28 protein-coding genes are annotated in these 24,526 nt (G+C 59.6%); 16 read left to right on the forward strand and 12 right to left on the reverse strand.

What is annotated here, in order from left to right; all coding sequences use genetic code 11:
* Positions 1–12 precede the first annotated feature (12 nt).
* The 6 genes from HMPREF2875_RS06990 to rpmB form a co-directional block, all read right to left on the reverse strand.
* The gene (locus HMPREF2875_RS06990) at positions 13–729 is read right to left on the reverse strand and encodes a TetR/AcrR family transcriptional regulator (RefSeq protein WP_070671553.1); all 717 of its coding nucleotides are present in this window, start codon (positions 727–729) and stop codon (positions 13–15) included.
* An 86-nt stretch (positions 730–815) separates the two neighbouring features.
* Positions 816–1,610 (reverse strand): hypothetical protein, encoded by a 795-nt coding sequence (locus tag HMPREF2875_RS06995; RefSeq protein ID WP_070671556.1) that lies wholly within the window; start codon positions 1,608–1,610, stop codon positions 816–818.
* 243 nt (positions 1,611–1,853) lie between these two features.
* Positions 1,854–2,108 carry a 30S ribosomal protein S18 gene (gene rpsR / locus HMPREF2875_RS07000; RefSeq protein ID WP_039674516.1) on the reverse strand — a complete coding sequence of 85 codons (255 nt, stop codon included), beginning with the start codon at positions 2,106–2,108 and terminating at the stop codon, positions 1,854–1,856.
* Positions 2,109–2,123: 15 nt separating this feature from the next.
* The gene (gene rpsN, locus HMPREF2875_RS07005) at positions 2,124–2,429 is read right to left on the reverse strand and encodes a 30S ribosomal protein S14 (protein WP_042530056.1); all 306 of its coding nucleotides are present in this window, start codon (positions 2,427–2,429) and stop codon (positions 2,124–2,126) included.
* Between the two features lie 3 nt (positions 2,430–2,432).
* Positions 2,433–2,597: a 50S ribosomal protein L33 gene (rpmG, locus tag HMPREF2875_RS07010; RefSeq protein ID WP_010187624.1), complete on the reverse strand. Its 165-nt coding sequence runs from the start codon at positions 2,595–2,597 to the stop codon at positions 2,433–2,435.
* 2 nt (positions 2,598–2,599) lie between these two features.
* Positions 2,600–2,836 carry a 50S ribosomal protein L28 gene (rpmB, locus tag HMPREF2875_RS07015; RefSeq protein WP_010187623.1) on the reverse strand — a complete coding sequence of 79 codons (237 nt, stop codon included), beginning with the start codon at positions 2,834–2,836 and terminating at the stop codon, positions 2,600–2,602.
* Between the two features lie 493 nt (positions 2,837–3,329).
* Here rpmB and HMPREF2875_RS07020 point away from each other — a divergent pair, with 493 nt between their 5' ends.
* From HMPREF2875_RS07020 to HMPREF2875_RS07050, 7 genes are all read left to right on the forward strand, one after another.
* Positions 3,330–3,599, forward strand: a complete 270-nt coding sequence (locus tag HMPREF2875_RS07020) for a type B 50S ribosomal protein L31 (RefSeq protein WP_005530151.1) — start codon at positions 3,330–3,332, stop codon at positions 3,597–3,599.
* 15 nt (positions 3,600–3,614) lie between these two features.
* Entirely contained in the window at positions 3,615–3,788 is a 174-nt protein-coding gene (gene rpmF, locus HMPREF2875_RS07025; RefSeq protein WP_039674524.1) for a 50S ribosomal protein L32, read from the forward strand.
* Between the two features lie 224 nt (positions 3,789–4,012).
* Positions 4,013–4,711 carry a response regulator transcription factor gene (locus tag HMPREF2875_RS07030; protein WP_070671558.1) on the forward strand — a complete coding sequence of 233 codons (699 nt, stop codon included), beginning with the start codon at positions 4,013–4,015 and terminating at the stop codon, positions 4,709–4,711.
* 65 nt (positions 4,712–4,776) lie between these two features.
* On the forward strand, positions 4,777–6,258 hold the full coding sequence (locus HMPREF2875_RS07035; RefSeq protein ID WP_246817056.1) for a HAMP domain-containing sensor histidine kinase: 1,482 nt from the start codon (positions 4,777–4,779) through the stop codon (positions 6,256–6,258).
* A 272-nt stretch (positions 6,259–6,530) separates the two neighbouring features.
* A complete protein-coding gene (locus tag HMPREF2875_RS07040; RefSeq protein WP_083311882.1) occupies positions 6,531–7,883 on the forward strand; it encodes a S1C family serine protease in 1,353 nt (450 codons plus the stop codon).
* A 134-nt stretch (positions 7,884–8,017) separates the two neighbouring features.
* Complete coding sequence (locus tag HMPREF2875_RS07045; RefSeq protein WP_070671562.1) at positions 8,018–8,611, forward strand: MogA/MoaB family molybdenum cofactor biosynthesis protein; 594 nt, start codon at positions 8,018–8,020, stop codon at positions 8,609–8,611.
* Positions 8,611–8,859 (forward strand): hypothetical protein, encoded by a 249-nt coding sequence (locus HMPREF2875_RS07050; RefSeq protein ID WP_070671564.1) that lies wholly within the window; start codon positions 8,611–8,613, stop codon positions 8,857–8,859. Before HMPREF2875_RS07045 ends, HMPREF2875_RS07050 begins: the two co-directional genes overlap by 1 nt.
* A gap of 136 nt (positions 8,860–8,995) precedes the next feature.
* On the opposite strand, the gene mscL is transcribed toward HMPREF2875_RS07050, so the two are convergent.
* From mscL to HMPREF2875_RS07065, 3 genes are all read right to left on the reverse strand, one after another.
* Positions 8,996–9,412: a large conductance mechanosensitive channel protein MscL gene (gene mscL, locus HMPREF2875_RS07055; protein ID WP_070671565.1), complete on the reverse strand. Its 417-nt coding sequence runs from the start codon at positions 9,410–9,412 to the stop codon at positions 8,996–8,998.
* A gap of 275 nt (positions 9,413–9,687) precedes the next feature.
* A complete protein-coding gene (locus tag HMPREF2875_RS07060) occupies positions 9,688–10,344 on the reverse strand; it encodes an SAF domain-containing protein (RefSeq protein WP_070671567.1) in 657 nt (218 codons plus the stop codon).
* A gap of 56 nt (positions 10,345–10,400) precedes the next feature.
* The gene (locus HMPREF2875_RS07065; RefSeq protein WP_070671569.1) at positions 10,401–10,967 is read right to left on the reverse strand and encodes a 5-formyltetrahydrofolate cyclo-ligase; all 567 of its coding nucleotides are present in this window, start codon (positions 10,965–10,967) and stop codon (positions 10,401–10,403) included.
* A 70-nt stretch (positions 10,968–11,037) separates the two neighbouring features.
* On the opposite strand from HMPREF2875_RS07065, the gene HMPREF2875_RS07070 reads away from it, so the two are divergent.
* The 4 genes from HMPREF2875_RS07070 (at position 11,038) to glpR (ending at position 15,535) form a co-directional block, all read left to right on the forward strand.
* Positions 11,038–11,967 (forward strand): UTP--glucose-1-phosphate uridylyltransferase, encoded by a 930-nt coding sequence (locus HMPREF2875_RS07070; protein WP_070671571.1) that lies wholly within the window; start codon positions 11,038–11,040, stop codon positions 11,965–11,967.
* Positions 11,968–12,026: 59 nt separating this feature from the next.
* A complete protein-coding gene (gene glp, locus HMPREF2875_RS07075) occupies positions 12,027–13,319 on the forward strand; it encodes a molybdotransferase-like divisome protein Glp (RefSeq protein WP_070671573.1) in 1,293 nt (430 codons plus the stop codon).
* Positions 13,320–13,323: 4 nt separating this feature from the next.
* On the forward strand, positions 13,324–14,034 hold the full coding sequence (locus tag HMPREF2875_RS07080) for a GNAT family N-acetyltransferase (RefSeq protein ID WP_070671575.1): 711 nt from the start codon (positions 13,324–13,326) through the stop codon (positions 14,032–14,034).
* 142 nt (positions 14,035–14,176) lie between these two features.
* Complete coding sequence (glpR, locus tag HMPREF2875_RS07085; protein ID WP_070671577.1) at positions 14,177–15,535, forward strand: divisome protein SepX/GlpR; 1,359 nt, start codon at positions 14,177–14,179, stop codon at positions 15,533–15,535.
* A gap of 60 nt (positions 15,536–15,595) precedes the next feature.
* Here glpR and HMPREF2875_RS07090 read toward each other — a convergent pair whose 3' ends face one another.
* Positions 15,596–16,228: a DNA-3-methyladenine glycosylase I gene (locus tag HMPREF2875_RS07090; RefSeq protein WP_246817058.1), complete on the reverse strand. Its 633-nt coding sequence runs from the start codon at positions 16,226–16,228 to the stop codon at positions 15,596–15,598.
* Between the two features lie 24 nt (positions 16,229–16,252).
* A complete protein-coding gene (locus HMPREF2875_RS07095) occupies positions 16,253–16,837 on the reverse strand; it encodes a methylated-DNA--[protein]-cysteine S-methyltransferase (protein WP_246817059.1) in 585 nt (194 codons plus the stop codon).
* A gap of 19 nt (positions 16,838–16,856) precedes the next feature.
* On the opposite strand from HMPREF2875_RS07095, the gene HMPREF2875_RS07100 reads away from it, so the two are divergent.
* Together HMPREF2875_RS07100 and HMPREF2875_RS07105 are read left to right on the forward strand one after the other, a co-directional pair.
* Positions 16,857–17,270 carry a DoxX family protein gene (locus tag HMPREF2875_RS07100; protein ID WP_039674551.1) on the forward strand — a complete coding sequence of 138 codons (414 nt, stop codon included), beginning with the start codon at positions 16,857–16,859 and terminating at the stop codon, positions 17,268–17,270.
* Positions 17,257–17,946, forward strand: coding sequence for a zf-HC2 domain-containing protein (locus HMPREF2875_RS07105; RefSeq protein ID WP_070671580.1), 690 nt, complete (start codon positions 17,257–17,259; stop codon positions 17,944–17,946). Before HMPREF2875_RS07100 ends, HMPREF2875_RS07105 begins: the two co-directional genes overlap by 14 nt.
* A gap of 3 nt (positions 17,947–17,949) precedes the next feature.
* On the opposite strand, the gene HMPREF2875_RS07110 is transcribed toward HMPREF2875_RS07105, so the two are convergent.
* Positions 17,950–19,548 carry a dolichyl-phosphate-mannose--protein mannosyltransferase gene (locus HMPREF2875_RS07110; protein ID WP_371327563.1) on the reverse strand — a complete coding sequence of 533 codons (1,599 nt, stop codon included), beginning with the start codon at positions 19,546–19,548 and terminating at the stop codon, positions 17,950–17,952.
* Between the two features lie 44 nt (positions 19,549–19,592).
* Here HMPREF2875_RS07110 and rsmI point away from each other — a divergent pair, with 44 nt between their 5' ends.
* The 3 genes from rsmI to metG all read left to right on the forward strand — a co-directional run bounded on the left by rsmI (position 19,593) and on the right by metG (position 24,523).
* Complete coding sequence (gene rsmI / locus HMPREF2875_RS07115) at positions 19,593–20,444, forward strand: 16S rRNA (cytidine(1402)-2'-O)-methyltransferase (protein ID WP_070671586.1); 852 nt, start codon at positions 19,593–19,595, stop codon at positions 20,442–20,444.
* A gap of 291 nt (positions 20,445–20,735) precedes the next feature.
* On the forward strand, positions 20,736–22,583 hold the full coding sequence (locus HMPREF2875_RS07120) for a BCCT family transporter (RefSeq protein ID WP_070671588.1): 1,848 nt from the start codon (positions 20,736–20,738) through the stop codon (positions 22,581–22,583).
* Between the two features lie 107 nt (positions 22,584–22,690).
* Entirely contained in the window at positions 22,691–24,523 is a 1,833-nt protein-coding gene (gene metG, locus HMPREF2875_RS07125) for a methionine--tRNA ligase (protein ID WP_070671590.1), read from the forward strand.
* The last annotated feature ends 3 nt before the right edge of the window (positions 24,524–24,526 follow it).

The following is a 24,526-nucleotide window of genomic DNA, read 5'->3' on the forward strand; positions in this document are numbered from 1 at the left end:
GCTGGGGCCGCGCTAGCGCGTGGCCTTCTTGCGGTCCGCGGCGGCAGCGGCGGCCGAGGAGATGGAGTCGTTACGGTTCTTGAGCAGCTCCAGAGTCGTTGCCTCTGCATTGTCCGGGGGAGTGGCGCCGAGGACGGCCAAGGCGGCGTCGGCAAGCATGGCGGATTGCTCCGGTACCCGCTGCGCGGCATCAAACGGCGCGGTGCCGTTGTTGGGGCGCATCTCAATAACTGACAGTGCGATATGGAAGGGCAGCTCGATGCGCGGGTCATCCGTGCCCACAAGGCCGGCGGCGGCGGAACGGAAATGTTCCTTCAGGCGGTCACGCTGCACGTGGTACTCACCAAATTCGGGGGAATTAGCCACCGGCAGCTGGTACAGGCGGCCTACGTTCCACGCAGAGGTCAGCAGCAGACGGGACTCCGCAGCAACGAGGGACCACAGGCGTTGCGCTGGCGCCGCATCGGAGGCGGCGAGCTCTTCTGCGAGCTCAAGAGAAGGCTCAATAGTGGAGTTCAGCAGAGTAAGGAAAATATCCGTCTTGGACGGGAAGTGATAGTACAGCGAAGCCTGACGGATACCTACGGCATCGGCAATCTGGTGCGTGGAAGTCGTGGCGAAACCCTGTGTGGTGAACAGCTCGGATGAGGCGTCGAGGATTTCCTCGCGCGCGGTGTTGCCCCGGCGGCGCGGGCTATTCTTACGCGGCCTGCCAACGGTACCTGCCATCAGGCGGACTCCCTTCGGTGAGCGTCACTCATTAATTATTTTCAGCTTAACTATCGTACTCCCTACAGCGGGAAGCAGTGAATTCACTACCCAGCTATACTGCCTACCACCCTACCGTGCCGTGCCACAATGGCTTCCACAGTTGCAGAAACCGTTCGGCACGCGGAACCATAAGCGGTGCGATCCAATGGGGGAAGGTCACCAAGGGCGACGCTGTGCTTGTCGACGCCCTCGTACCAGCGCCCCAACTCCAGCGCCATGCCCGTGCCCCACGCTAGGCTCAGGCCTTCGGCCTCACTGGCGGTGAGCAGTTCGCGCTCGACACCAATAGCCAAACGGTCCGGTGTCGGGCGCGGGGCCGGGGCAGCCCAGCGCGCAATGGCTGACACGGGAGCTAGCAACGTGGCACGGATGGCGACGTCTGCGGCGCGGTCAGGCAACCCATCAACGAGAGTGAGCGGGGCTGGGCGCTTCGCCAAGGCATCGGCGTACAGTTCCTCTTCACCGCCATGACCCACGGGTAATCCAGCATCGGCGCGCGCGGACGTGGTTTCCTCCACCGCAGAACACTTCAGCCCGGCCTCAGTAATGACACCTTCGAGCTGCTCATCCTCACCGAGCCACGTGATGCGCATAGAAGGGAGCAAATCGCCGCGAGCAGCTGGCCCGGTCAGGCGCACTGGGCTGGAGAGGCCCGGAGACCGCACGAGATCTGTCACGATGCGGGAAAACCAGGCTGCGAGTTCGAGGCTATCGGCGCGGTGCGCTGTGGCATTACGCAGGAGGTCCTGTGCCTCTTCCAAAAGGCCGCGGGCATGCGCGGGGGAGTGGCAGTGGGCAGCTAGCTCGCTCAGATCAGTCAACGACTCGTGCAGCGACATGAGGTTCAACGCCCCTTTCGGTCAGGGTGATTCTTGTCTTCAATGTAGCAGCACAAGGGGCACGAGCAGCGCGGTGGGTGGTCTGAGTTAGGTGTGCGGCTGCGGGCGGAAGCGAAGAAAACGACAATCGCCGCCCCAGTTCCTCCATATGAGAAACGAGGCGGCGATTGAGAAGCTCTTTTGTCCTGTCCTAGTGAGTCACGAGTACAGCGGCAAAAGTGCGCTGTTGAAACCAGCTAGTGTTTAGCGGGACGTGAACGGCAGGAGAGCCATTTCGCGTGCGTTCTTGACGGCAGTAGCAACCTGACGCTGCTGCTGCGGGGTCAGACCGGTGACGCGACGGGAGCGGATCTTGCCACGATCGGAGATGAACAGACGCAGGGTCTTGATCTCCTTGTAGTCAACCTGCTCGATGCCTTCAGCCTTGAGCGGGTTCTTCTTCGGGCGGCGGGTCTGCTCCATACGGAACTTCTTGTGGTTATTACGCTTGACAGCCATTGTGTGGTTACCCCTTTACCAGCTGGACTTGCGAACGCCCGGCAGCTCACCACGGTGAGCCATGCCGCGCATACGGACACGGGACAGACCGAACTTGCGGAGGTAACCGCGCGGGCGGCCATCGGCGGCGTCGCGGTTACGGACGCGGACGCGGGCGGCGTCGCGCGGCTGACGGTTCAGCTCGAACTGCGCCTCGAGGCGCTCGTCGTCCGGGGTGTTCGGGTTCTTGATGATTGCCTTGAGCTCAGCGCGACGCTCCGCGTAGCGGGCGACGATTTCCTTGCGCTGCTCGTTCTTGGCGATCTTAGACTTCTTAGCCATAGATTATCGCTCCTCGCGGAATTCGACGTGCTTGCGGACAATCGGATCGAACTTCTTGAGAGTGATGCGATCCGGGTTGTTGCGCTTGTTCTTGCGGGTCACGTAGGTGTAGCCGGTGCCCGCGGTGGACTTCAGTTTGATGATTGGACGGATATCATTACGTGCCATCGTTAGATCTTCTCCCCACGTGCGCGAATCTTGGCCACAACGGACTCGATGCCGTCACGGTCGATGATCTTCATGCCCTTGGTGGAAACAGTCAGGGTGATGGTACGGCCCTCGGAGGGCAGGTAGTACCGACGACGCTGCACGTTGGGGTTCCAACGGCGCGAGGTGCGGCGGTGCGAGTGCGAGACCTGCTTGCCGAATTCCGGCTTGCGGCCCGTTACCTGGCAAATAGCCGACATGGGTCTTCTTTCTCCTAGCCGCCCACATCGAAAGCGACTAACGGAGTGCCTAATCCGCGGTGAGGCGCGGCGCTCGAAAAGTGAGGTTGAGCAGGAGGCATAATTCCGTTGAACACCAGTTGATGAGGGCGTAAAACGATTACTTTGACAACAGCAAGGGGAAATCTTACATGCCAGCCAGCTCAGAACCTAATCGCTGATCAGTGCCGCGGAGATACCTGCTGGGGAATTGCAGGGTGGATAACGCCATTATAGAGGTAAGGGAGTAAGCGGCTACGCGCCGATTTAGGTTTTAGGGCCGGTGGCCTGTAGGATATTCCGAGTTGTCGGCGCAAGCCGCACAGTTTGTAAGCATTGAGACCCAACTCGGGCACGATCCTTACGCGCACAGTTGAATATCGTCAGCGCAGCAACTCAAGCAATGCGCAGGCCATGTTCCTATCGTGCGGAGAGAGGGAACCGACCCGTAGTTCAACCCTGAGGGAATCGACATATGAAGAAAGATATCCACCCGGATTACCACCCGGTGGTCTTCAAGGACGCCGGTACCGGCCACTCCTTCCTGACCAAGTCCACCGCTACCTCCGACCGCACCGTTGAGTGGGAAGACGGCAACGAGTACCCGCTCATCGTCGTTGACGTGACTGCTGAGTCCCATCCGTTCTGGACCGGTGCACAGCGCGTCATGGATACCGCTGGTCGTGTTGAGAAGTTCAACCAGCGCTTCGGCGCAATGGCTCGCCGCAAGAAGAAGAACGCGTAAGGAGGATAGGAAAAGATGGCAACTCCTAAGTTTAAGAAGTCCCGCGCGAATACCCACTCTCGCCGTTCCCAGTGGAAGGCCGACAACGTCGCCCTCCAGGAAGTCACCATTGACGGCCAGACCGTTCGCATCCCGCGTCGTCTGGTGAAGGCTGCCAAGCTCGGCCTCATCGACGTCGAGCAGTTCTAAGGTATTAAGCCTGCTGCGTGACTAGCATCCCCGGAGCATTCATTCATCCTGAGTGAATGTCCGGGGATTTTTGCTTCTTTTACTCGCCTTTCCTCTCTTACTACCGATGTTAACGTCCGTGCAATGGAAGAGGATGTGACTTTTTCCCTTAAGGGGGGATTTAAGGGGGCGAAAAAATTCTCTTCGCTTCGTGAAAATGCCCTTCATAAGTCATAATTGGCTCTATGAAGATTCTAGTCGTGGATGATGAGCAAGCCGTACGCGAATCGCTTCGCCGATCCTTGAAGTTCAATGGCTACGATGTAGCGTTGGCTGCCGATGGTGTACAGGCTGTTGAGGCAGTGCACCGGGATAACCCTGAATTGCTCATCCTCGACGTCATGATGCCGAACATGGACGGCCTTGAGGTGTGCCGCACTCTGCGCAGTGAAGGCTGGGACCGTCCAATCCTCGTGTTGACCGCTCGCGATGGCGTTTCTGACCGTGTCGCCGGCCTTGACGCAGGCGCCGATGATTACCTGCCCAAGCCTTTCGCGCTGGAGGAGCTCCTTGCCCGAGTGCGTTCCTTGGTACGCCGTGCGGCAGCTGACTCCATTGGCTCCAAGCAGCCGGTCGAGACTCAGCTGAGCTTTGAGGACCTGAAACTCGATGCTGATACACGTGAGGTAACTCGTGGCAGCCGTCAGATTTCTCTGACCCGCACGGAGTTCGCTCTGTTGCATCTGCTGATGGAGAACCCCCGCAAGGTGCTTTCCCGCAACACCATCCTCGAAGAGGTGTGGGGTTACGATTTCCCGACCTCGGGCAATGCGCTGGAAGTCTACATTGGTTACCTGCGTAAGAAGACTGAAGAAGATGGCGAACCCCGACTCATCCATACCGTGCGTGGCGTGGGCTACGTGATGAGGGAGGCCACCGCGTGATTCTCCGAAGGCCCGCGCCTCCCGCGGTGCCTTCTGAAGCTTCATCGGCTACCACTGAGGTAGCCATGACACCCGGTCGCGGGTGGGCTTCACGGGCGTCACTGCGATGGCGCCTTTCTCTCGTTACCGGTGTCGTAGTAGCCGTCTCTGTGGCGGTCACGACGTTGGTGACGTACTGGTTGGTAGCAGTGTCGATGACCGCCAGCGTGGACAAGCACATGGACCAGCAGGCCGGTGTGTTGATTCGCCAGGCCCAGGACCCGAGCTTTGTCGACAACATTGACCAGGTGATCGCGTCATTCAAGTTCTATAACCCTGACACGCGGGTGTCTATCTCCCCGGCATCGGAAACCTTTGCGTATGGCGATGCGCTTCCAGTTGGCGGCGATTTTAAGCGTGATGGTGACACTACGGAGACTTCCATCCGTACGGTGGGCGGCGAGCGTGTCTTGGCCAGGATTCATGATGGCGGGGCCGCAGTGGTGTTGGCGCAAGACCTAAAGCCTACCGAAGAGTTGATCTCTGCTGTTGGCTCCGCCTTGCTCATGATTGTGGCCTTCGGTGTATTGTTGGCCATTTTTGCCGGCATGGTGGTGTCGAAGACAGGCATGCAGCCGATTGCACGCCTCAAGCGCGCCGTGGATTACGTCACCCAGACCAACGACCTGCGCCCGATTGAAGTTGTGAGCAACGATGAGATGGCGCAGCTGACGGTGTCCTTCAACCGAATGCTGAGTGCCCTCCGGCACGCACGTGTGCAGCAGTCCCAGTTTGTCGCGGATGCCGGCCATGAGCTTAAGACCCCGCTGACCTCGATGCGTACCAACATCGAGTTGCTCATGATGCTGAACAAGTCTGGTGGCGGCTTCGGCATTAGCGACGAAGATCGCCGTGACCTTGAAGAAGACGTGATGGCGCAGATGTCAGAGCTCTCCACGCTTATTGGTGACCTCGTGGACCTTGCCCGCGAGGATGCGACGGAGAAGGAGCCAGAACCAGTCGAACTTCATGAGGTTCTGGAAAACTCCCTCAACCGTGCTCGCCGTCGCCGCCCAGACGTTGACTTCCGTGTGCGCTTTATCCCGTGGGGGCTTGACGGTGACCCCTTCGCCTTGGGGCGCGCCACGCTCAACCTCATGGACAACGCCGCTAAATGGTCCCCGCCCACCGGCACGGTACGCGTATCCATGCGCCAGGTGGCAGAGGATAAGGTGTGTTTGCGTGTCGACGACTCCGGTCCAGGTATTGCTCCGGAAGAGCGCGAAAAGGTCTTTGAACGCTTTTATCGCTCCGCGGAGGCTCGCTCGATGCCGGGTTCCGGTTTGGGCTTGGCCATCGTCAAGGCCGTTGTTGAGCGCCACAATGGCGTCATCACCATCAAGGAATCCGCTGATGGCGGTACACGTATGGAGGTCATTTTGCCCGGCTATCCGGTCGAGGGCGATGCCATGGTGGATGGCCTCGAAGAGCAGCCCAATGAATTTCAGGCAGCGAACTCTGCTGACCGTGGTCAGATCTTCGCGGAGCGCTGGTTCAACCAAGGCTAGTTTGGGTGTTCCATCCCAGTTCATTGCACACAGGAAATGTTCAGCATCTCGTAGCAGAAAAGCAGTGCAGCTACAGATCTACGCCAGCACAGTAGGGCACACTAGATGGCATGAACATGAGGAACTCAAACATGGATAACTCGCAGGATCCCCGCCGCACTCACGCGGGAAGCGAGTCTACTGGTTGGAACCAGCCCCGCACTGATGCTCAAGGCGCACAAGGCTCCAACGGTTTTGGTAACCGTCCGAGTGGCGGCCACCACATGAACCAGATGAACCAGGGCGCAACGGGAGCTCCGTCCTCGCCAGCATCCCGCACCCCCCAGGCCCCGTACAGTGGCCAGACACCCGCCAACAACCAGGGGCCGTACAACGGCGGCACCTATGGCTTTGGCGGACAGCGTCCCCAGACCCAGCAACCTTACGCTGGTCGCGGTTTCGAGACTCCTCAGTCGACGCTTCAGAACGAGCAAGCATCTGAGAACCAGCAAGCATCTGGTGTACACATTGTGCCGAATGAGCAGCAAGATAAGCCCAAGCGCAAGATGGGATTGGGCACGGCACTGGCGATGATGCTCGTGGGAGCAGTGGCAGTCGGAGGTGTCACCGGCGCTGTCGTGGGTGCGATGGGCACTAATGGCGACTCCACCTCAACCGTCAACGAGGTTCTGCAAAATCAGCCGGTGGCCAACAGTACCGGCAAAGAACCTGCAGCAGGTTCAGTGGAGGACGTCGCATCGAAGGTACTACCTGCAGTGGTATCCATCTTCAGTATCACTCGTTCAGGTGGTGCTGAAGGTTCTGGCTCTATCATTTCCCCGGACGGCTACGTATTGACTAACCACCACGTGGTTGCCGGTGCTGACCAAGGCGGACGCCTTGAGGTCACGATGAATGACGGTTCACACCACACCGCGACTTTTGTGGCGTCGGATGCAACGACGGACGTTGCGGTCATTAAGATTGATGACGCCAAGGATCTTCCTTTCCTGCAGTTTGGTGATTCCGACTCAGCAGCTGTGGGTCAGGAAGTCGTGGCAGTGGGTTCCCCGCTGGGACTCAATGCAACGGTGACGTCTGGCATCGTCTCAGCGAAGAACCGTCCGGTGCGTGCTTCACAGGAGGGCGGTGAGTCATCGCTTATCGACGCCATCCAGACCGACGCCGCGGTCAACCCCGGCAACTCAGGTGGTCCATTGGTGGACATGGAAGGCAACATCATCGGTATGAACTCGATGATTGCCTCGCTGTCGGGTGGTACGGGTTCAGAAGGCGGTTCTATCGGTCTGGGCTTTGCCATCCCGTCAAACTTTGCCAAGCGTATGGCCGATGAGCTTATTAACAATGGCAAAGTGAAGCACCCCACTTTGGGTGTGAAGGTACGTGCACAAAGCGATGTCTATGGCGCTGAAATCGTTGAGGTTGACCCCGATAGTCCAGCGGATAAGGCGGGGCTGAAGTCAGGCGATGTTGTCACTCGTGTCGATGACCGTCTCATTGAGAGTTCTGATTCCCTCATCGCGGCAACACGCTCGCAGGAATTTGGTGCGACCGTCACTCTTGAGGTGACGAGCCGAGACGGTGAAGATTCGCGAAAGGTAGAGGTAACGCTGGCGAGCGAGTAAGTTTACAGATAACCGCGCGGCCTAGAAGCCTCTGTTCCTCTAGGCCGCGTAGCGACCACCAGACGCCCGACATAGAGACGACGCAAAACAACACCGAGACGACACTAAGCCTTCGGTCTTAAGGAGACACCGCCTTGGCAGAGACAACCGACACCACAGACTTGCTGGGACGCGACGCCCCCCACGAGTTGGATGACGTCAACGAACCCGATGATGCGTTCCTTTTCGCCAGTGAACAAGAACAGAGCCTCCAGGCGCCGCGCCGCGCGCTTATCGTCATCGTTACGGACCATCCGGATGACACTGCACAAGATACTTCCCGCTTGGCAGGTGAGCTGCTGGCGGAAGCCAATTTCACCGTCGATGGTGCGGTGATTGTTCGCTCGAAGAAATCCAAGATTCGCCAGGCCATTGAGACTGGTGTTGTCGGTGGAGTGGATCTTGTCCTCACGATTGGCGGTACCGGCGTGGGCCCGCGTGATAAGACTCCGGAAGCTACTCGGGCGGTGTTGGACCAGATGGTCCCCGGAATTGCACAGGCACTGCGTTCCTCCGGCCAGGCCTGTGGAGCAGTGGATGCGTGTACGTCCCGCGGAATCTCTGGTGTGTCTGGCTCCACCGTAATTGTGAATGTGGCCTCCTCTCGCGCCGCTGTGCGCGACGGTATGGCCACGCTGACCCCGTTGGTGCACCACCTTGTTGACCAGCTCCAGAAGTCAAGCGTCTAATGGCACAATCTGAGCAGCGTCCTGCGCGCCGTCGCCGTCGCGCGCAGCGCCCGTCCACTGCGGAGAATTATGACCGCAGTTTTGATGCCCCCACCGCAGGTGCTCGTACTACCGAGAGCGATGGGGGAGAAGATGAACTACGAAGTGTCTCCTTCGATGAAGCGGCGGCCGTGGGCGGCGATGACGATCCCACCGGGGAAGCTTTTTACCGCGAGAATATGCCGCCACACTTTGGTTCCACTCAATAGGGGGCTAGAGGGGCAAGGGACACAAGAGTTACAAGCTCAGAGAAGGCTGCTGCCCTAGGAAGCAGAAGAGGGCCAGCCCCTTCGCGGAGAAAGAGCCGGCCCTACAACAAGCTTGAAAGCTTGTGAACGGTCGAACCTACTTGGTGGTCGTGGTGGTGCCACCATTCTCAGCAGCGAGAAGGTCGCGGATCTCGCTCAGCAGCTGCTCGGTGGTCGGGGCAGCTTCCTCCGGGTCCACACCCTGGCGGCGCTTAGCGCGCTCGGTCAGAGCGTTCATCGGAGCAACGATGCCGAAGTAGACCACAGCAGCGATGATGAGGAAGTTGATGGCGGCGGTGATCACTGCACCGAAATCGAGAAAGGTGTCTGGGTTGTCAGTGATAGCGAAGCCGAGGGCACCCATGTCTGCAGAACCGAAAGAGTTGATGAGCGGCTGGATGAGGTGATCCGTCACGGCGGTGACAATGGCGGTGAAGGCAGAACCGATGATGACTGCTACGGCCAGTTCGATGACGTTGCCGCGCATGATGAAATCTTTAAAGCCCTTGAGCATGGAAATGTCCTTATCTGCTATAGCCTCGCGCCTCACTGAGGCGCTCGAACGCAGGGCGATCGGTGCGGCAGTGGGCAAACGCTAGGGGGAAGCGAGGCTGAGTGGAAAACTACTGTGTGTTGAGAGGCCACGTGGCGGCGCGGTGCCGGCAGCAGCGTCTGCGCTGTTGGGCTGTGGCGCCTGGGTGGACAGAGCTACCGTAGTCTGATTGTGGTGATGCCAGCAAGATGTAGAGACAGCGGCGCACCTAAACGAGCTGATTATCACAGTTGAGGTCAGCTGTGTGCTCGGTCGCCCACAATGACGACCGTAAGCGGCTGAGCTAGGGAGGCCGCCGCGACGGCTTCGGCAGCATCAGCTGGTAGCGCAACGAGCAATGTGCGTCCCCGCGCGCCGTCATCACTTGTGCCAACGGAAATTACACGGGCACCGCTAGCGATAGTTGAACCATGTATAGCCGAATGTTCAAAGTCCAGCGTTTCTTCCTCGCCGGTGCTTCCGCCAACGATATTGACTGTATCGCCGTGGTGCAGGTTGGAGGCAATCTCGGGTTCAGCCAATGTGAGTGGGATGAGATGGGCATCCTCCATGCCGAAGTTTGCGATGAGGTCTGAGCTCAGTAGGCGCGTCGTCGTGAGAATCTCTCCTGGACTGGCAGATGCTAGGAGCACTCGGCCCACGACGTCATCTGGGGTGCCGCCCACAGCAGTGGCGGGAAGTAGGGAGGAAGGGACGCGAGCCAGGGAGACATCATTACGGGTGAGTTTCTCACCTGCGCTGACCTCTCGAGCCATGACAATGGCGCGGGGCTGCTCACGCGTTGAAGCCACAGCGCTGAGGCCAGCGGCCACGAGCAGGACGCAGGCCAGTACGCGGCGCAGGAGCACGCTGCGTCGGTGGCCTGGTGTGCGTAGAAGCTGGAGAAGGTCCATGCCTTCTTAGACTGGGATTAGCACCAGTCGGTTCCCAGAGCGCTATTCCCAGAGCTCTATATCCAGTGCATCTCGCGCTCGGTAAGGATGCCGTCCACAGGGCGATCATGCTTCTCAAAAGGAACCTCGCGAACCTCTGTGGAGTGCACGAGCGCGACAACCGGTGGGTGCCCAGTGGGAAGCGGGCTGAGGGCGCGGTCGTAGTAGCCGGCACCTTTACCGAGTCGCATGCCGGAGGGGCTCACAGCCATGGCCGGTGCCAGGATGAGATCCACCGTAGCCAGAATCGCACTTGAGTGGCGCTCGCCTTGGGGCTCCGCAATGCCAAGCGCGCCGGGACGCATGGAGTCTGGGCCGTCGTACCGCGTCCACAGCAGTAGGCCTTTCGGCGCGGAGATGGGCAGATATACCTCCGCGCAGGCAGCCTTGATAGTCTCCACAAACTCGGAGCCACCGGGCTCAGTTCCCAGTGGATAGTAAGCCGCGACGGTCATTTCGGGAGTCAGCAGGGCGCGTACCCCTTTACACCAGGCTTTATTATCCTCAGCGCGCTGCTCGGCACTACGTGTGCGTCGGGCATGGAGAAGCTGAGCTCTGAGAGTATCCTTAGCGGAAGTTGTCATGGATATAAATCATAGAATGGTTGCGTAGCGCAGTGCAGTGACACGGAGGGTGCATTGTAAACTGGAATCTATGGCTATTGCACATGAGGATTCCCCGACGGGAATCGCCACGGTTGTTGTTCCCGCTGCCGGCATGGGCACCCGCTTTCTGCCCGCCACTAAGACTGTGCCGAAGGAGCTGCTCCCCGTCGTTGATACGCCGGGTATTGAGCTGATCGCGGAGGAAGCCGCGTCCGTCGGCGCCCAGCGCCTGGCTGTTATCACCGCACCGAACAAACAGGAAGTGATGCGTCACTTCGAGGAGTTTCCTGAACTCGTCGATACACTTGATGCTCGCGGTAAAGACGAGCAGGTAGGAAAGGTTAAGCGCGCTGCCCAACTAATTCACCCCATTTCCGTCCCTCAGGAAAAGCCGCTGGGTTTGGGACACGCGGTGGGGCTGGCAGAATCCGTTTTGGATGATGACGAGGAGTACTTCGCCGTCATGCTGCCGGATGACATTGTTCTGCCTGCCACCGTCATGGGGGAGATGGCACGCGTGCGAGCTGCACTAGGCGGCAGCGTGCTGTGTGCTTTCGAGGTCTCCCGCGAAGAGACCTTTAATTACGGCGTCTTTGATGTGGAAGACACCAATGTCCCGGGAGTCAAGAAGGTTGTCGGCATGGTGGAAAAGCCCGACCCCGAGGACGCGCCGTCGAATCTCGTGGCAACTGGCCGCTATCTGCTCGACCGCAAGATTTTTGATGCTTTGCGCCGCATTAAGCCCGGTAAGGGTGGCGAGCTGCAGCTCACGGATGCTATCGAGCTGCTTATCACCGAAGGTCACCCGGTTCACGTCGTGGTACACCAAGGCAAGCGCCATGACTTGGGTAACCCAGGCGGCTATATCCCAGCTAACGTTGATTTTGGTCTACGAGATGAGAAGTACGGTCCGGCGCTGTACAAGGCGATTAAGCAGATCCTGGATGAGTACGAGGCAGAGAACGGCCTGAAGGGTTAGCCTCTGCACATTATGATTTAGTCCATCCCTGAAGAGCCCACAGCAAAGGTAGGCGGTATATGCGTTCGGTCGATGACCAGATGGCATTCATTCTTGATGCAGCGGTGACTCCAGAACCGGTGCGCATCGCTATCGCGAATGCTCTGGGCCTCAAATGCGCCGAGGAGGTGCAGGCCAACCAACCATTGCCGGGATTTCCGCAGGCAGCGATTGACGGCTATGCTGTTCGTGCCGTCGACGTGGGAGGCGAACGAGCACTCAAGGCCCGCTCGCGACCGTCTGAGGAGGACGCCGATGGCTCTGCTACGGAGCCAGAGATCGAGCGCTCGCTGCCTGTGGTCGGCGAGGTACCTGCAGGCTCCCGCCAGCCGCTACGCCTGCAGCCCAAGCAGGCGGTTCGTGTCTATACGGGTGCACCGTTGCCGACGTTGGCTGACGCCGTCCTTCCACTCGAATGGTCTGACCGCGGACGCAAGCGCGTCACCTCACATCGTCCAGTGCGTTCGGGTGATTTCGTGCGCCGAGTAGGCGATGATATACAGCCGGGTGACGTGGCGGTGTCGTCGGGAACCATCCTGGGGCCAGCACAGATTGGATTGCTCGCCGCAGTGGGCCGTTCCAAGGTTCTGGCTTATCCGCGCCCGCGCGTGACCATCGTGTCCTACGGCAAAGAGCTCGTCGACATTGATCGCGAACCTGGCCTAGGCCAAGTCTTCGACGTCAACTCCTATTCGTTGGCGGCTGCCGCGAAAGAGGCAGGAGCTGACGTACAGCGCGTGGGTATTGCGGCAGGCGAACCGCGCCGCGTGCGCGAAGCCCTAGAGACTTATCTGGCGCGCAGCGAAGTCCTAGTCATTTCAGGTGCCGTGGGCGGTGCCGGCGCGGAGGAGATCCGTGAGGTCCTAGATGAGCTGGGTGATGTCGATACCTCTCGCGTCGCAATGCACCCAGGCTCAGTTCAGGGCTTTGGCCTTTTGGGTGAGGAGCGCATTCCTACCTTCTTGTTGCCTTCAAATCCGGTCTCGGCTCTCGTCATTTTTGAAGTGTTCGTTCGCCCACTCATCAAGCTGTCACTGGGCAAACGTTCTGGTCAGCGCCGCGTGGTACGAGCACGCGTACTTAACCATGTGGAATCCCGCCCCGGCCGTCGTGGATTTATTCGTGCACGTCTTATGCGAGATGCGGAAACGTCAGATTACCTGGTGGAAGGCCTCGGCGGTGCCACGGGCGCGCCGGCCCATTTGCTCGCCGGCTTGTCCGAGGCCAACGCCATGATTCGTATTCCCGAGGACGTGACGGAGATTCGCCCGGGCGATGTCGTTGACGTCATGTTCCTAACCCAACGCAGCTAGGACCATGCTCGATCCATTTGGAACCGCCGCTGGGCGGCTGTCGAGCCCTGCCAGCGGCGCGGTCAATCCTGACCACCCTGGCTGGCCGGAGGCCACGCCGTCACTAAGAATGCGGGGCACCACGGCTTTCCCTCAGGGCTTGAACGTTCGGCTGCGTCCATTGCTGCGCAGCGACGGTAGCGCGTGGCGTCAGCAGCGCATTGAGGACCGTGATTTTCTCAAGCCTGTGGAACCAACGCTTCCGACAGAGTGGACCTCCGCGCACTCCCAGTCCGCCTGGTGGAACCATCTGATGTTCTTGCGTGAATCGGCACGCTCAGGGACGGTCGTTCCCCTCGTCATTGAGGTCGATGGTCATTTTCGTGGCCAGCTGACCTTAGGCAATATTCAGCACGGCGGGGTCAGTGAATGTTGGATTGGCTACTGGGTGCATTCGGGTGTACACCGCGCCGGCATCGCTACCGCCGCCTGTGCCTTGGGGGTGGATCATGCTTTTTACCGTGTTGGCTTGCACCGCGTCACCGCGACGTACCTCCCAGAAAATCCTGCCTCCGGCAAAGTGCTGCACAATAACGGCTTCCGAGATGAAGGTTTTCTGCGCCGCAATCTCCATATTGACGGTGCGTGGCGTGATCATCACTTCTTGGCGCTTAACCGGGAAGACTTTGCGTCCAGCGCTGTGGAGCGTCTTAGGGCTGCCGGCCGAGTTGTCTAAAGCTTAACTACCTCTGCTTTCACATAAGTCACAACCTTGTAATTTTGTGGCTGACAATGCCCGAAGTGGGCCCGTAGGCGGCTAGAGTGGGGGCCTAGTTGTACTCCCTTTTCGTCGACCCTGGAAAGTGGGACCCTTCCTCATGATGACCACTGTGCCTATCATCCTCGTCATTGTGGTGTGGCTTTTCATCCTCGCCCCTTGGCTGCTGCGCTCCCAGCGCCCAATGAGCCACACTGGTGAGGCATTCGAAGAGACCCGTGTGCTTTTTGAGGGCGATTCCGGTTCGGTTCCCGGGCGCCGCAAGCCCCGACTCAGCAAAGAAGATGTGCGCCCGAGCAGCTACAGTGCAGCCGACGACGCAGACGCTGATTATGAGCTAGTGATTGCTGATGATCCCGCTGCGGATCACACCCACTTCGCTGAGCCTTCCCACGGGGAGGCGGATGATGCTGATGCTGTTGCCGCGACTATCGACGGTGAAGTTGTCGAAGCAGCCTCTGAGTCTGACACAGTGTCTGAAGATGGCATCGAAAGTAACGCGGGCGCAGATGCTGCGCAGGTGCAGGCGGTGCCTGCTAGCGCTGCGAAGTCTGACACGCAAACCGACGACGGAGATGACGACGATGCCGTAATCGTGGATGAGGAACGTGTAGAAGACGCAGAGGGTGCTGAGAACGACGCTGACCACGTTGACGCTTCTGCGGCCGAGGTTTTCACAGTTCCAGCTAATGCTTCCGTGGCTGAGGACGCTTACGCACACGATGAAACTTACACTTCACCGGTGGACCTTCTGTACCCAGGCGCTATCGATGCGTCGGATAGCGCAGACGTGGCCATTGGTGCGAACGCAGCGGCCGATTCTGACGGCGCTGTGGAGGCCGGGGAATCGGACGCCGCTGAGTCTGGCGTTGCCCTACCCATGAGCGAGACCATCACGGCGGACTCGGACTCGGACGTTGACGAGCAGCCGACCAGTGACTCCGATACTGAACTGTCTGCGGAAGAGCTTGCTTTCGCACAACGCCGCCTCGGACGTGGCGGCTGGGACCCCGTCAAGGAGAAGGAAGCCTCGGCGACTCGCTATCAGCGCCGCCAGCGCACGCTCATTGGCTTGGCCATCGCCGTGGTAGCCACTGTGTGCCTCGGCATCGTGGTGGGTGGATGGACCTGGTGGTTCGCCGGCATTACGGGTGCCATTACCTTTATCTACTTGGTAGCTTTGCGTTCCCAGGTGCGCCGTGAACAAGAGCTGTTGCGTCGCCGTGTCTACCACCTGCGCCGCGCCCGCCTAGGAGTCCGTAACGCGGACAACCCGGCCGAATCCCTGCCACCGAACCTTCGCCGACCGGGCGCACTCGTCTTGGAAATCGACGATGAAAGCCCTGATTTCGACTACCTGCCGGTCTATGACGAGGACGATAGCGATGGTGGCTTTGACGGCCCACACAGCTCACCACGTCAACGCCGTGATGACCTCGCCGCCCGCCGCGTGGGTTAGTTCCACAAGCACTGGCGTCTCTAGCGCTGCGAGGTCCTCGGGGGGTGTCCGGGCGGCTGGCTAAGCCGGCCAGATTCCAGAGGTTCCGCGGCGGTGCGAGCCCACGAGGTGGGCATCGACCATGCCGATGGCCTCCATGAGAGAAAAGCACGTTACCGGGCCGACAAACTTGAAACCAGCTTTCTTGAGAGCCTTGGACATGTCTTGAGCTTCCTGCGTGTATTTGGGGATATCTTCCTCCCGCTCAGGTGCGATGGTCTCCTCTGGGAGGAAGCTCCATATAAACTCATCGAGCCCGCCTTCCTCGCGCAAGGCCACCGTGGCCTTGGCGTTGGTGAGCACAGAGGTAATCTTCAGCCGGTTGCGGATAATGCGCTCATTGTCCATGAGACGTTCAACTTCTTCGTCACCAAAGCTGGCGAGTAAATCCGCATCAAATCCAACAAAGGCCTCGCGAAAAGCCTCCCGCTTGCGCAACACAAGCTCCCAGCTCAATCCAGCTTGAAAGCCCTCGAGGCATAGGCGCTCCAGCAAGCCTGATTCTTCGTGGATGGGCATACCCCATTCCGTGTCGTAATAGTGTTTGAGGAGCGGTGAGGCCACTGCCCATGCAGGGCGGCCGAGGCCGTCTCCGTCGTACACCAGTCCCGTGTCATTCGTCATCTCTGTATTCGTCATCTCTGTAACAGTCATACCTTCTTAGACTGCGCACACCTCTCAACGGTTCCCGCTGGAGAGCTCTCGACTGTGGCGTTCTTCAAGCTCTAAGAGGAATTTCTTGGTTTCTGGGCCGCCACGGTAAGCGCCAATGTGACCGTCCGCGCGCACCACGCGGTGACAGGGAACTACGATGGGCAGCGGGTTGGTGGCGCAGGCACTACCCGCTGCACGTACCGCACCTTCGCTTCCCGCTGCCTGGGCTAGCTGGGCATACGTCCAGCGCGTGCCATAGGGAATGCTTCTTAGCGCATGCTGGGCGCGGCTGCGGAAGGTGAGTGGGGGAGTGGGGACGTCGACAAGCAGCTCAAAACTCTTTCGGTTCCCGGCGAAGTACTCGGCGAGTTGCCGGGAGGCGTCGTTGAGCACCGTCAACGCTGTGTCCTCACACTGATCGTTGTGGGCAAGCGCAGATTCCGTGGCATGAGTGGCTTTCGTGGCCGTGTTGAGGACCGGTTCCTCGGAAGAAAAATACACGTGGGACAAGCCCTGAGCGCTCGCGACGAGGGTAAGCGGGCCAACTGGTGAATCCACGGTGAGCCAAGTGCACATGGTGTGGGAGTCCTTTCGTGGGGCAGTGGGCATCCAGGGTAGTCTATGAAGCATGAATCGACCCGCCGTTCGCGATGCCGCACTGCTCATCCTCCGCGCAGTGCTGGGAATCATCTTTGTGGCACACGGCGTGGACAAAATGTTTTTTACCGGTATGGATGAAACCACCGGACAATTTTCTGCACTGGGCATTCCGCAGCCGCAGTTGTCGGCCTACTTGGCCAGCATCGCGGAAATGATTGGTGGGGCGGCCCTCGTCGTGGGGTTGCTCACCACGTTTGTGGCAGGTGCATTGGCCCTTCTTATGGCCTGTGCCCTGTATTTTGTCCACTTGGGCAATGGGCTCTTTAGCGCAGATGGCGGCATTGAATACCCGCTGGTTCTCATCGTGTCTCTGCTCATGATCGTCGTGTTCGGCTCCGGCCGTGCCAGCGTAGATGGAGTGTTGAGCCGTGCTGACGCATGAGCAAGTGCAGGCGGCTATTTCCGCACAGCTTGATGGTGAAGTCCCTCAATTGTCACCAGACGTTATCGATGCCCATGTTTCTGGCTGTGCGGAGTGTGCTGCATTCCGGGATAAGGCTGCTGCGTTGTCGCGGTCGCTGAGTCAAGTGGAACCGGCTGGGGCACCACCCCGAGATTTGTCTGAAGTGATCCTCGCCGGTGTGGAACCGGAATGGCAGCGCGCCTCCAGTGCTCGTCAGGCGTCACTAACGCTGGCACGGGTAAGCCTTGGTGCCCTGTCCGCTGTTTTTCTCGTATGGGCCGTCGTGGTTGTGGTGAGTGCTTCCGGCCTGACCACCACTGGCACAGAGGGAACCCTAGCGGAAGGCGCGGACCCAGAGCGGGCCCGCCTGCTCATGGAAGCAGCCGCGTTGCGTTTCGGTCTGGCTAGTGGATTAGGTTTTGCCGCATGGCGTCCGGCATCGGCGCCTGGCCTGTTGCCGGTGGCCTGCACCATGTTTGCCTTCCTCTTTGGATTCACCATGCGCGACATCGCCTTGGGCACCGTGGGCGCTGGACAGATCTACATTCTCATCGCTACTGGTTTGGCTGCTGCCGGACTTGGCTGGGCGTGGGCCGCAGACCGAGGCTTTGTGTTGCGCGATGTGTACCGCGCGCTTACTGCGAGCCCCCGCTAGGGACTAGGTCCACGACGGTAGCCACATCATCGACTGATACCAGGACTCGGGAATCATGAATCCGTAGAGGATAGGGGAGAAGTACGCGAACATGGCTACCACCAGCGCGGCATAGCACACTGTGAGGAAGGTGCCCAGGGGGACCGCGGAGCCAAAGAGCGACGTAATCCACGGCCATGTGAGTTCGCGTCCACGACCAATCATCTGACCCAAAGCGAGGGCGATAAGCACGATGACAAAGGGGATAAAAGCCGTGGCATAGAAGAAGTACATCTGGCGGTCAAAAACCATGAGCCACGGCAAGAAACCGGCTGCCGCGCCCACGAGTGGAACAAGGAAAGCTCGGTTGCGGCGCACGAGGAGCGACCACAGGCCCCACAGCACAGCGGGGATCACCAGCCACCAAATGGCGGGAGTACCAAAGAGGAACAGCATCTTGCGGCACTCGCCACCTCCCCGGCAGGTGAGGTCGGTGGAGGAATAATAGAGAATGGGGCGTGCTGCCACCAGCCAGGCCCACGGCTTGGAGTCCCACGGGTGGCTGTGGCCGCCTGAGGATGTCAGCGAGGCGTGAAACTCCAGCACAGAGGTGTGGTAGTAGAACCAGCCAGCGATAGGCTCGGGGAGGTGAAGGAGCCAGGATCCCTCCTCAATGGTGCCGTCGACCTTGGCGTGACGGTATACAGCAGTTTCATCGGCGAACCACGCGCGCCATGACCACGCATAGAGTGCTACCGGCACAGCAACAAGGGAGGCCAGTGCCGCCGGGGTATCGCGAATCAGGGTGCCCACGACATAGCGGCGAACACCGTATAGGCGGCGCAGGGCCAGATCGGAAAAGACGCTCATGAGCCCGAAGAACATGATGTAGTACAGGCCTGACCACTTCACCGACAGAGTAAGTCCCAAGAAAACGCCGGCGGTGAAGCGCCACCAACGGAAACCAAAACGCGGGCCGAAGTCGGACGTTCCCATCGTCCCGTTCACAAAGGCGGTGTGCAGACGCTCACGCATCTGCTGGTGATCGCGCGCCAGCGCCCACGCGGCAGCGACGACGAAGAAGACCTGGAAAATATCGAGCATGCCGAACTTCGAGGACACCAGCAGCACACCATCACATACTGCTAGGAGACCCGCCAGGAAACCTACCTGCCAGGAACCAGAAAGACGGCGAGCCAGCGCCATGGTGAGCAGCACGGTACCGACGCCAAAGAGTGCGGTCATACAACGCCAGCCCAGCGGTGTATAGCCAAAGACTGATTCGGAGAGCGCCACAATTTGCTTGGCTAGCGGCGGGTGTACCACAAGGCCGTATCCAGGATTGGATTCGATGCCGCCCAAAAAGAGGTTGTGCCAGCTGGTGACCATGTCCCAGGCTTGAGGAACGTAGTGCTTCTCATCGAAGACCGGGGTTCCTTCAGACACAGGGCTGGTAAGGCCCGCGAAACGCGTGATGAACGCCAGCACGGCGATAATGGCCGTACTGATCGTGTCCGAACGGGTCCACACGTAGGGACGGGGTGCGGGCGGTGCTGGGCGCGCGTGGCGACCGGACACAGCCGTGCGGTCCTGTCGGACGGGTCGGGCGATGGACTCTGCGATACTCACTCGGAAGAGTTTAGCGTGCGTGTGCCATGCTGGGGAGTATGAGTCTTCAGCTTGAACCTTTGCCGCGCGGTGTCATTCTCGCCGCGACACCCCTGGGCAATCCTGGTGATGCGTCCGCACGCCTCATTCAGGCCTTGAGCCATGCCGATATTATTGCCGCGGAAGATACCCGCCGCGTGCGGAATCTGGCCGCTGCCTTAGGGGCGGAGATCCGCGGCAAGGTGGTCTCCAATTTTGACCATAACGAGGCGGAACGCTCCCGCATGCTCGTGGACGCTGCCCGCACGGGCACGGTTCTCGTCGTCTCAGACGCCGGCATGCCGCTCGTGTCCGACCCTGGCCACTCCATTGTGGATGCTGCCGTGGAGGCAGGGGTTCCGGTCACCTGCTTCCCGGGACCTTCGGCAGTGCCTACCGCTTTGGCGCTCTCAGGTCTGGGTGTCGGGCACTTCCTTTTCGATGCCTTCCCTCCGCGCAAGCCCGGACCCCGCAAGGCGTGGCTGGAGTCTTTGGTCGGTGAGCGCCGCGCGATTGCCTTCTTTGAGTCGCCTCACCGCCTGGCGCAGACGCTTGCCGACGCCTCCTTAATCCTCGGCGCCGAACGCCGCGCTGCCGTCTGCCGCGAGCTGACGAAGACCTACGAAGAGATTAAGCGTGGCACCTTGGGCGAGCTCGCGGAGTGGGCCGAAGAGAATGCGCGAGGAGAAATCACCGTGGTCATCGAAGGCGGCGCAGCCGAACCGGCCTCGCTGGACGAGCTCGTCGCGCAGGTCCGCGCCGAAGTAGATCGCGGTGTGCGCGCTAAGGATGCGTGCAAGCAGGTGGCCGCCGGTACCGAGTGGTCAAACCGCGAGGTGTATGACGCGTATCTTGCTGCCCGCGACGAGTAGTGGCCGTGAATGTGGGCTTGTCCAGCACTGACGCATGATGGTGAGCACAGTCTCTTTTACGTCAATTGTTATTGCTTCGTTATAGATCTCGCCTGTGTTTGCTCTGTGCGTTGGCCTAAAATCCGCCGTCAGCTGCGCAGTCGCAGGTGGATGATGGTCTGAAACGGGGATTGGGGAGACGTCGGAAAGCGCAGGCTGGGGCGCCCACTCCAGGCATAACGGCGGGGTACAGTGCATTTTACCTGTCTTGCAGGTTGACTAGTTGGTGGCATAACACCAAGGTCTGAAGCTATGACAGACTCGACCAATGCAGACAACCTAAAGGACACGGAGGTGTCGTCGGCCGTCCCGAGCGGAGCTAGCTCCCCGAGCGCGGTGGACGACTACCACACTGTTGATGAGCGCCTCGAGGCTGCCTCGGCCACGAGCCAGCTCCAAGACATGCTCACCAACAAGTCCTTCAACCCTGAGGCCCACGCGGTTCCGGCAGAGGAGAAGGACACGGAGGACGACAAGTTCGGCCCCGGCGGTATTGACTCGCCGATCGATTGGACCATCGTCAGCTTCGCCGGCATCCTCATCGCCGCCATCGTGGCATGGGGACTGGCGGCACCGGATAACTTTGGTACCTTCGCCAGCAACGCGTTGAACTTTGTGGTCAACGACTTCGGTTGGGCCTACGTGCTCTTCGGCACCATCTTCGTCGTCTTCGTGCTCTTCATTGCGCTGTCGAAATTCGGCACCATCCGCTTGGGTGAAATTAATGAAGAACCCGAGTTCACCACGGTGTCGTGGATTGCCATGATGTTCGCCGCTGGTATGGGCATTGGTCTGATGTTCTATGGTGCGTCCGAGCCGCTCAACTATTTCAAGAACGGCGTTCCCGGCCACGGTGAACATGAAGTCGGTACCTCCATGGCCACTGCCATGTTCCACTGGACGCTGCACCCATGGGCGGTTTACGCCATTGTGGGTCTGGCCATTGCGTACTCCACCTTCCGCATCGGCCGCAAGCAGCTGCTGAGCCAGGCCTTTGTGCCGCTCATTGGTCAGCGCAATGCTGACGGTGCCGTGGGCAAGCTCATTGATATCCTCGCCATTTTTGCCACCGTCTTCGGTACCGCCTGCTCCCTAGGCCTCGGCGCTACTCAGATCCAGGCAGGCCTCGAGGCTTCTGGTCTCATTGAGAATCCTTCCCAGAGCGTGGTCATTGGCATCGTTCTCGTGCTGACCCTAGCCTTCATCCTGTCCGCGATGTCCGGTGTGGGTAAGGGGATTCAGTACCTGTCCAACGCCAACATGATCCTGGCTGCCCTACTGGCCATCTTCGTGTTCATCCTGGGCCCCACGGTGACGATTCTCAACCAGATCCCTGGTTCCATTGGTAACTACTTGGCCAACTTCACCGAGATGATCGCTCGCACCGCCGAGTCCAACAACGGTACTGCTGGTGAGTGGCTATCCACGTGGACCATCTTCTACTGGGCGTGGTGGGTCTCGTGGTCCCCGTTCGTCGGCATGTTCCTGGCCCGCATTTCCCGCGGTCGCTCCGTACGCGAGTTCTGCATCGGCGTGCTTCTCGTTCCGGCTGGTGTGTCCACCGTATGGTTCGCCATCTTCGGCGGCACCGCCATTCATATGGAGCAGAATGGCAATTCCATCTCTGGTGACTCCGCGGAGCAGGAGCTGTTTAACCTACTGCAGAACCTGCCTGGTGGCTTCATCGCTGGCATCGTCGCCGCAATCCTGCTGGCTACCTTCTTCATTACGTCGGCAGACTCCGCGTCCACCGTCATGGGTTCCATGTCCCAGTCTGGTGCCACCACCGCTAAGCCGTGGCTGTCCGCTGTCTGGGGCGTGCTCACCGCGGCGGTTGGCCTGACCCTGCTGCTCTCGAGCGAGGATTCCCTGTCCAACCTGCAGAATGTCACTATCGTGGCAGCCCTGCCCTTCCTCTTCATCGTCGTCGGTCTCATGTTTGCTATCTACAAGGACTTGAGCAACGACGTCATCTACAAGGAATACCGCGAATCCCAGGCCTTCCAGCGCAAGCTGGCTCGTGAGCGTCGTCTGCACCGCGAGTTCCAGCGCGAACAGGCCTACAAGGAGCGCCGCCGCCAGCACAAGCCGAAGCACTAACGCTTAAAGCCCTGGCGAAGAATCGCCCGTCAAGCGCCTCGCTGCGCGCTCTTTTTACACCCCCTCACTGCACGTACGGTGAGGGGGTGTTCGATAGAGTAGAGGGCATGACTGAGACAGTTGTCGTTAATGTTGCTTGGCCTTACGCCAACGGACCCCGCCACATCGGACACGTGGCGGGCTTCGGCGTTCCTTCAGATGTGTTTGCCCGCTTCCAACGAATGCGCGGAAATGATGTTCTCATGGTCTCCGGTACCGATGAACACGGCACCCCGCTGCTCGTTCAGGCGGACAAGGAAGGCGTGACCGTCCGCGAGCTGGCGGACCGCTACAACCGTCAGATTGTTACCGACTTGGCTGGGCTCGGTCTGTCTTATGACCTTTTTACCCGCACCACCACGCGCAACCACTACGCGGTAGTGCAGGAGCTGTTCAAGGGTCTCTACGAGAACGGCTACATGATTAAGGAAACCACCAAGGGTGCCATTTCACCTTCCACGGGCCGTACCTTGCCGGACCGCTACATTGAAGGCACCTGTCCTATTTGTGGCGCCGATGGTGCCCGCGGTGACCAGTGCGATGAGTGTGGCAACCAGCTCGATCCGGTGGACCTCATCAACCCCGTGTCCAAAATTAACGGCGAAACACCGGAATTCATTGAGACCGAGCACTTCCTGCTCGACCTTCCCTCCGTCAAGGATGCGCTTGAGGAGTGGCTCAAGACCCGTGAGGATTGGCGCCCGAACGTACTGAAGTTCTCCCTCAACCTGCTGGAGGATATGCGCCCGCGCACCATGACCCGCGATATTGACTGGGGTATTCCAATTCCGGTTGAGGGCTGGCAGGACAACGGCGCGAAGAAGCTATACGTGTGGTTCGATGCCGTCATCGGCTACCTGTCCTCCTCCATTGAGTGGGCCCACCGCACCGGCAACCCGGATGCGTGGAAGCAGTACTGGCAGAACCCGGAGGCTCGCCACTACTACTTCCAAGGCAAAGACAACATCACCTTTCACTCTCAGATTTGGCCAGCCCAGTTGCTGGGTTATGCCGGCAAGGGAGCCAAGGGCGGCGAGGTACACGCGTATGGTGAGTTGAACCTGCCCACGGAAATCGTCTCCTCGGAGTACCTGACTATGTCGGGATCCAAGTTCTCCTCCTCCAAGGGCGTGGTCATCTACGTCAAGGACTTCCTTAAGGAGTTTGGTCCGGATGCCCTGCGCTACTTCATTGCGGTGGCTGGACCTGAAAACAATGACACCGACTTCACCTGGGATGAGTTCGTCCGCCGTATCAACAATGAGCTGGCGAATGGCTGGGGCAACCTGGTCAACCGCACTGTGTCCATGGCGTTCAAGAACTTCGGCGAAGTACCTGCACCGGCCGCTCTGGAACAGGCCGATAAGGATATTTTGGCGCTGTCTGAGGAGACCTTCGCCACCGCCGCGGAGTTCCTCGAGCAGTCCAAGTTCAAGCAGGCCATGACCGCCATCATGCACGTTGTCGGTGAGGCCAATGCCTACGTTGCCGCCATGGAACCGTGGAAGCTGGCCAAGGATGAGACCCAGCGCGAGCGTCTGGCCACCGTCCTGTGGACAGCACTGCAGGTGGTGTCTGACTGCAACGTCATGCTCACACCTTTTCTGCCGTTTACCGCGCAGAAGGTGCACGAGACCCTAGGCCGTGAGGGCGAGTGGGCCGCGCAGCCACGTGTTGAGGACGTCGTTGACGATATTCCGGTTGAGCTCGTCGGCGTGAATCTCCCACCGGAGAACCACCCGTACCCGATCATCACGGGTGATTACACGGGCCAGCAGGCAGTGTGGCAGCGCATCGATGTCACCCCCGGCACGGTGCTGCAGAAGCCGAAGCCACTCGTGGCCAAACTTGACCCTGAGCTCGGTGAGACCGGCCCGGAGTGGGCCCCAGTTCAGAAATAGTTT

The organism is Corynebacterium sp. HMSC078H07 (genome assembly GCF_001812805.1).
Lineage (GTDB): Bacteria > Actinomycetota > Actinomycetes > Mycobacteriales > Mycobacteriaceae > Corynebacterium.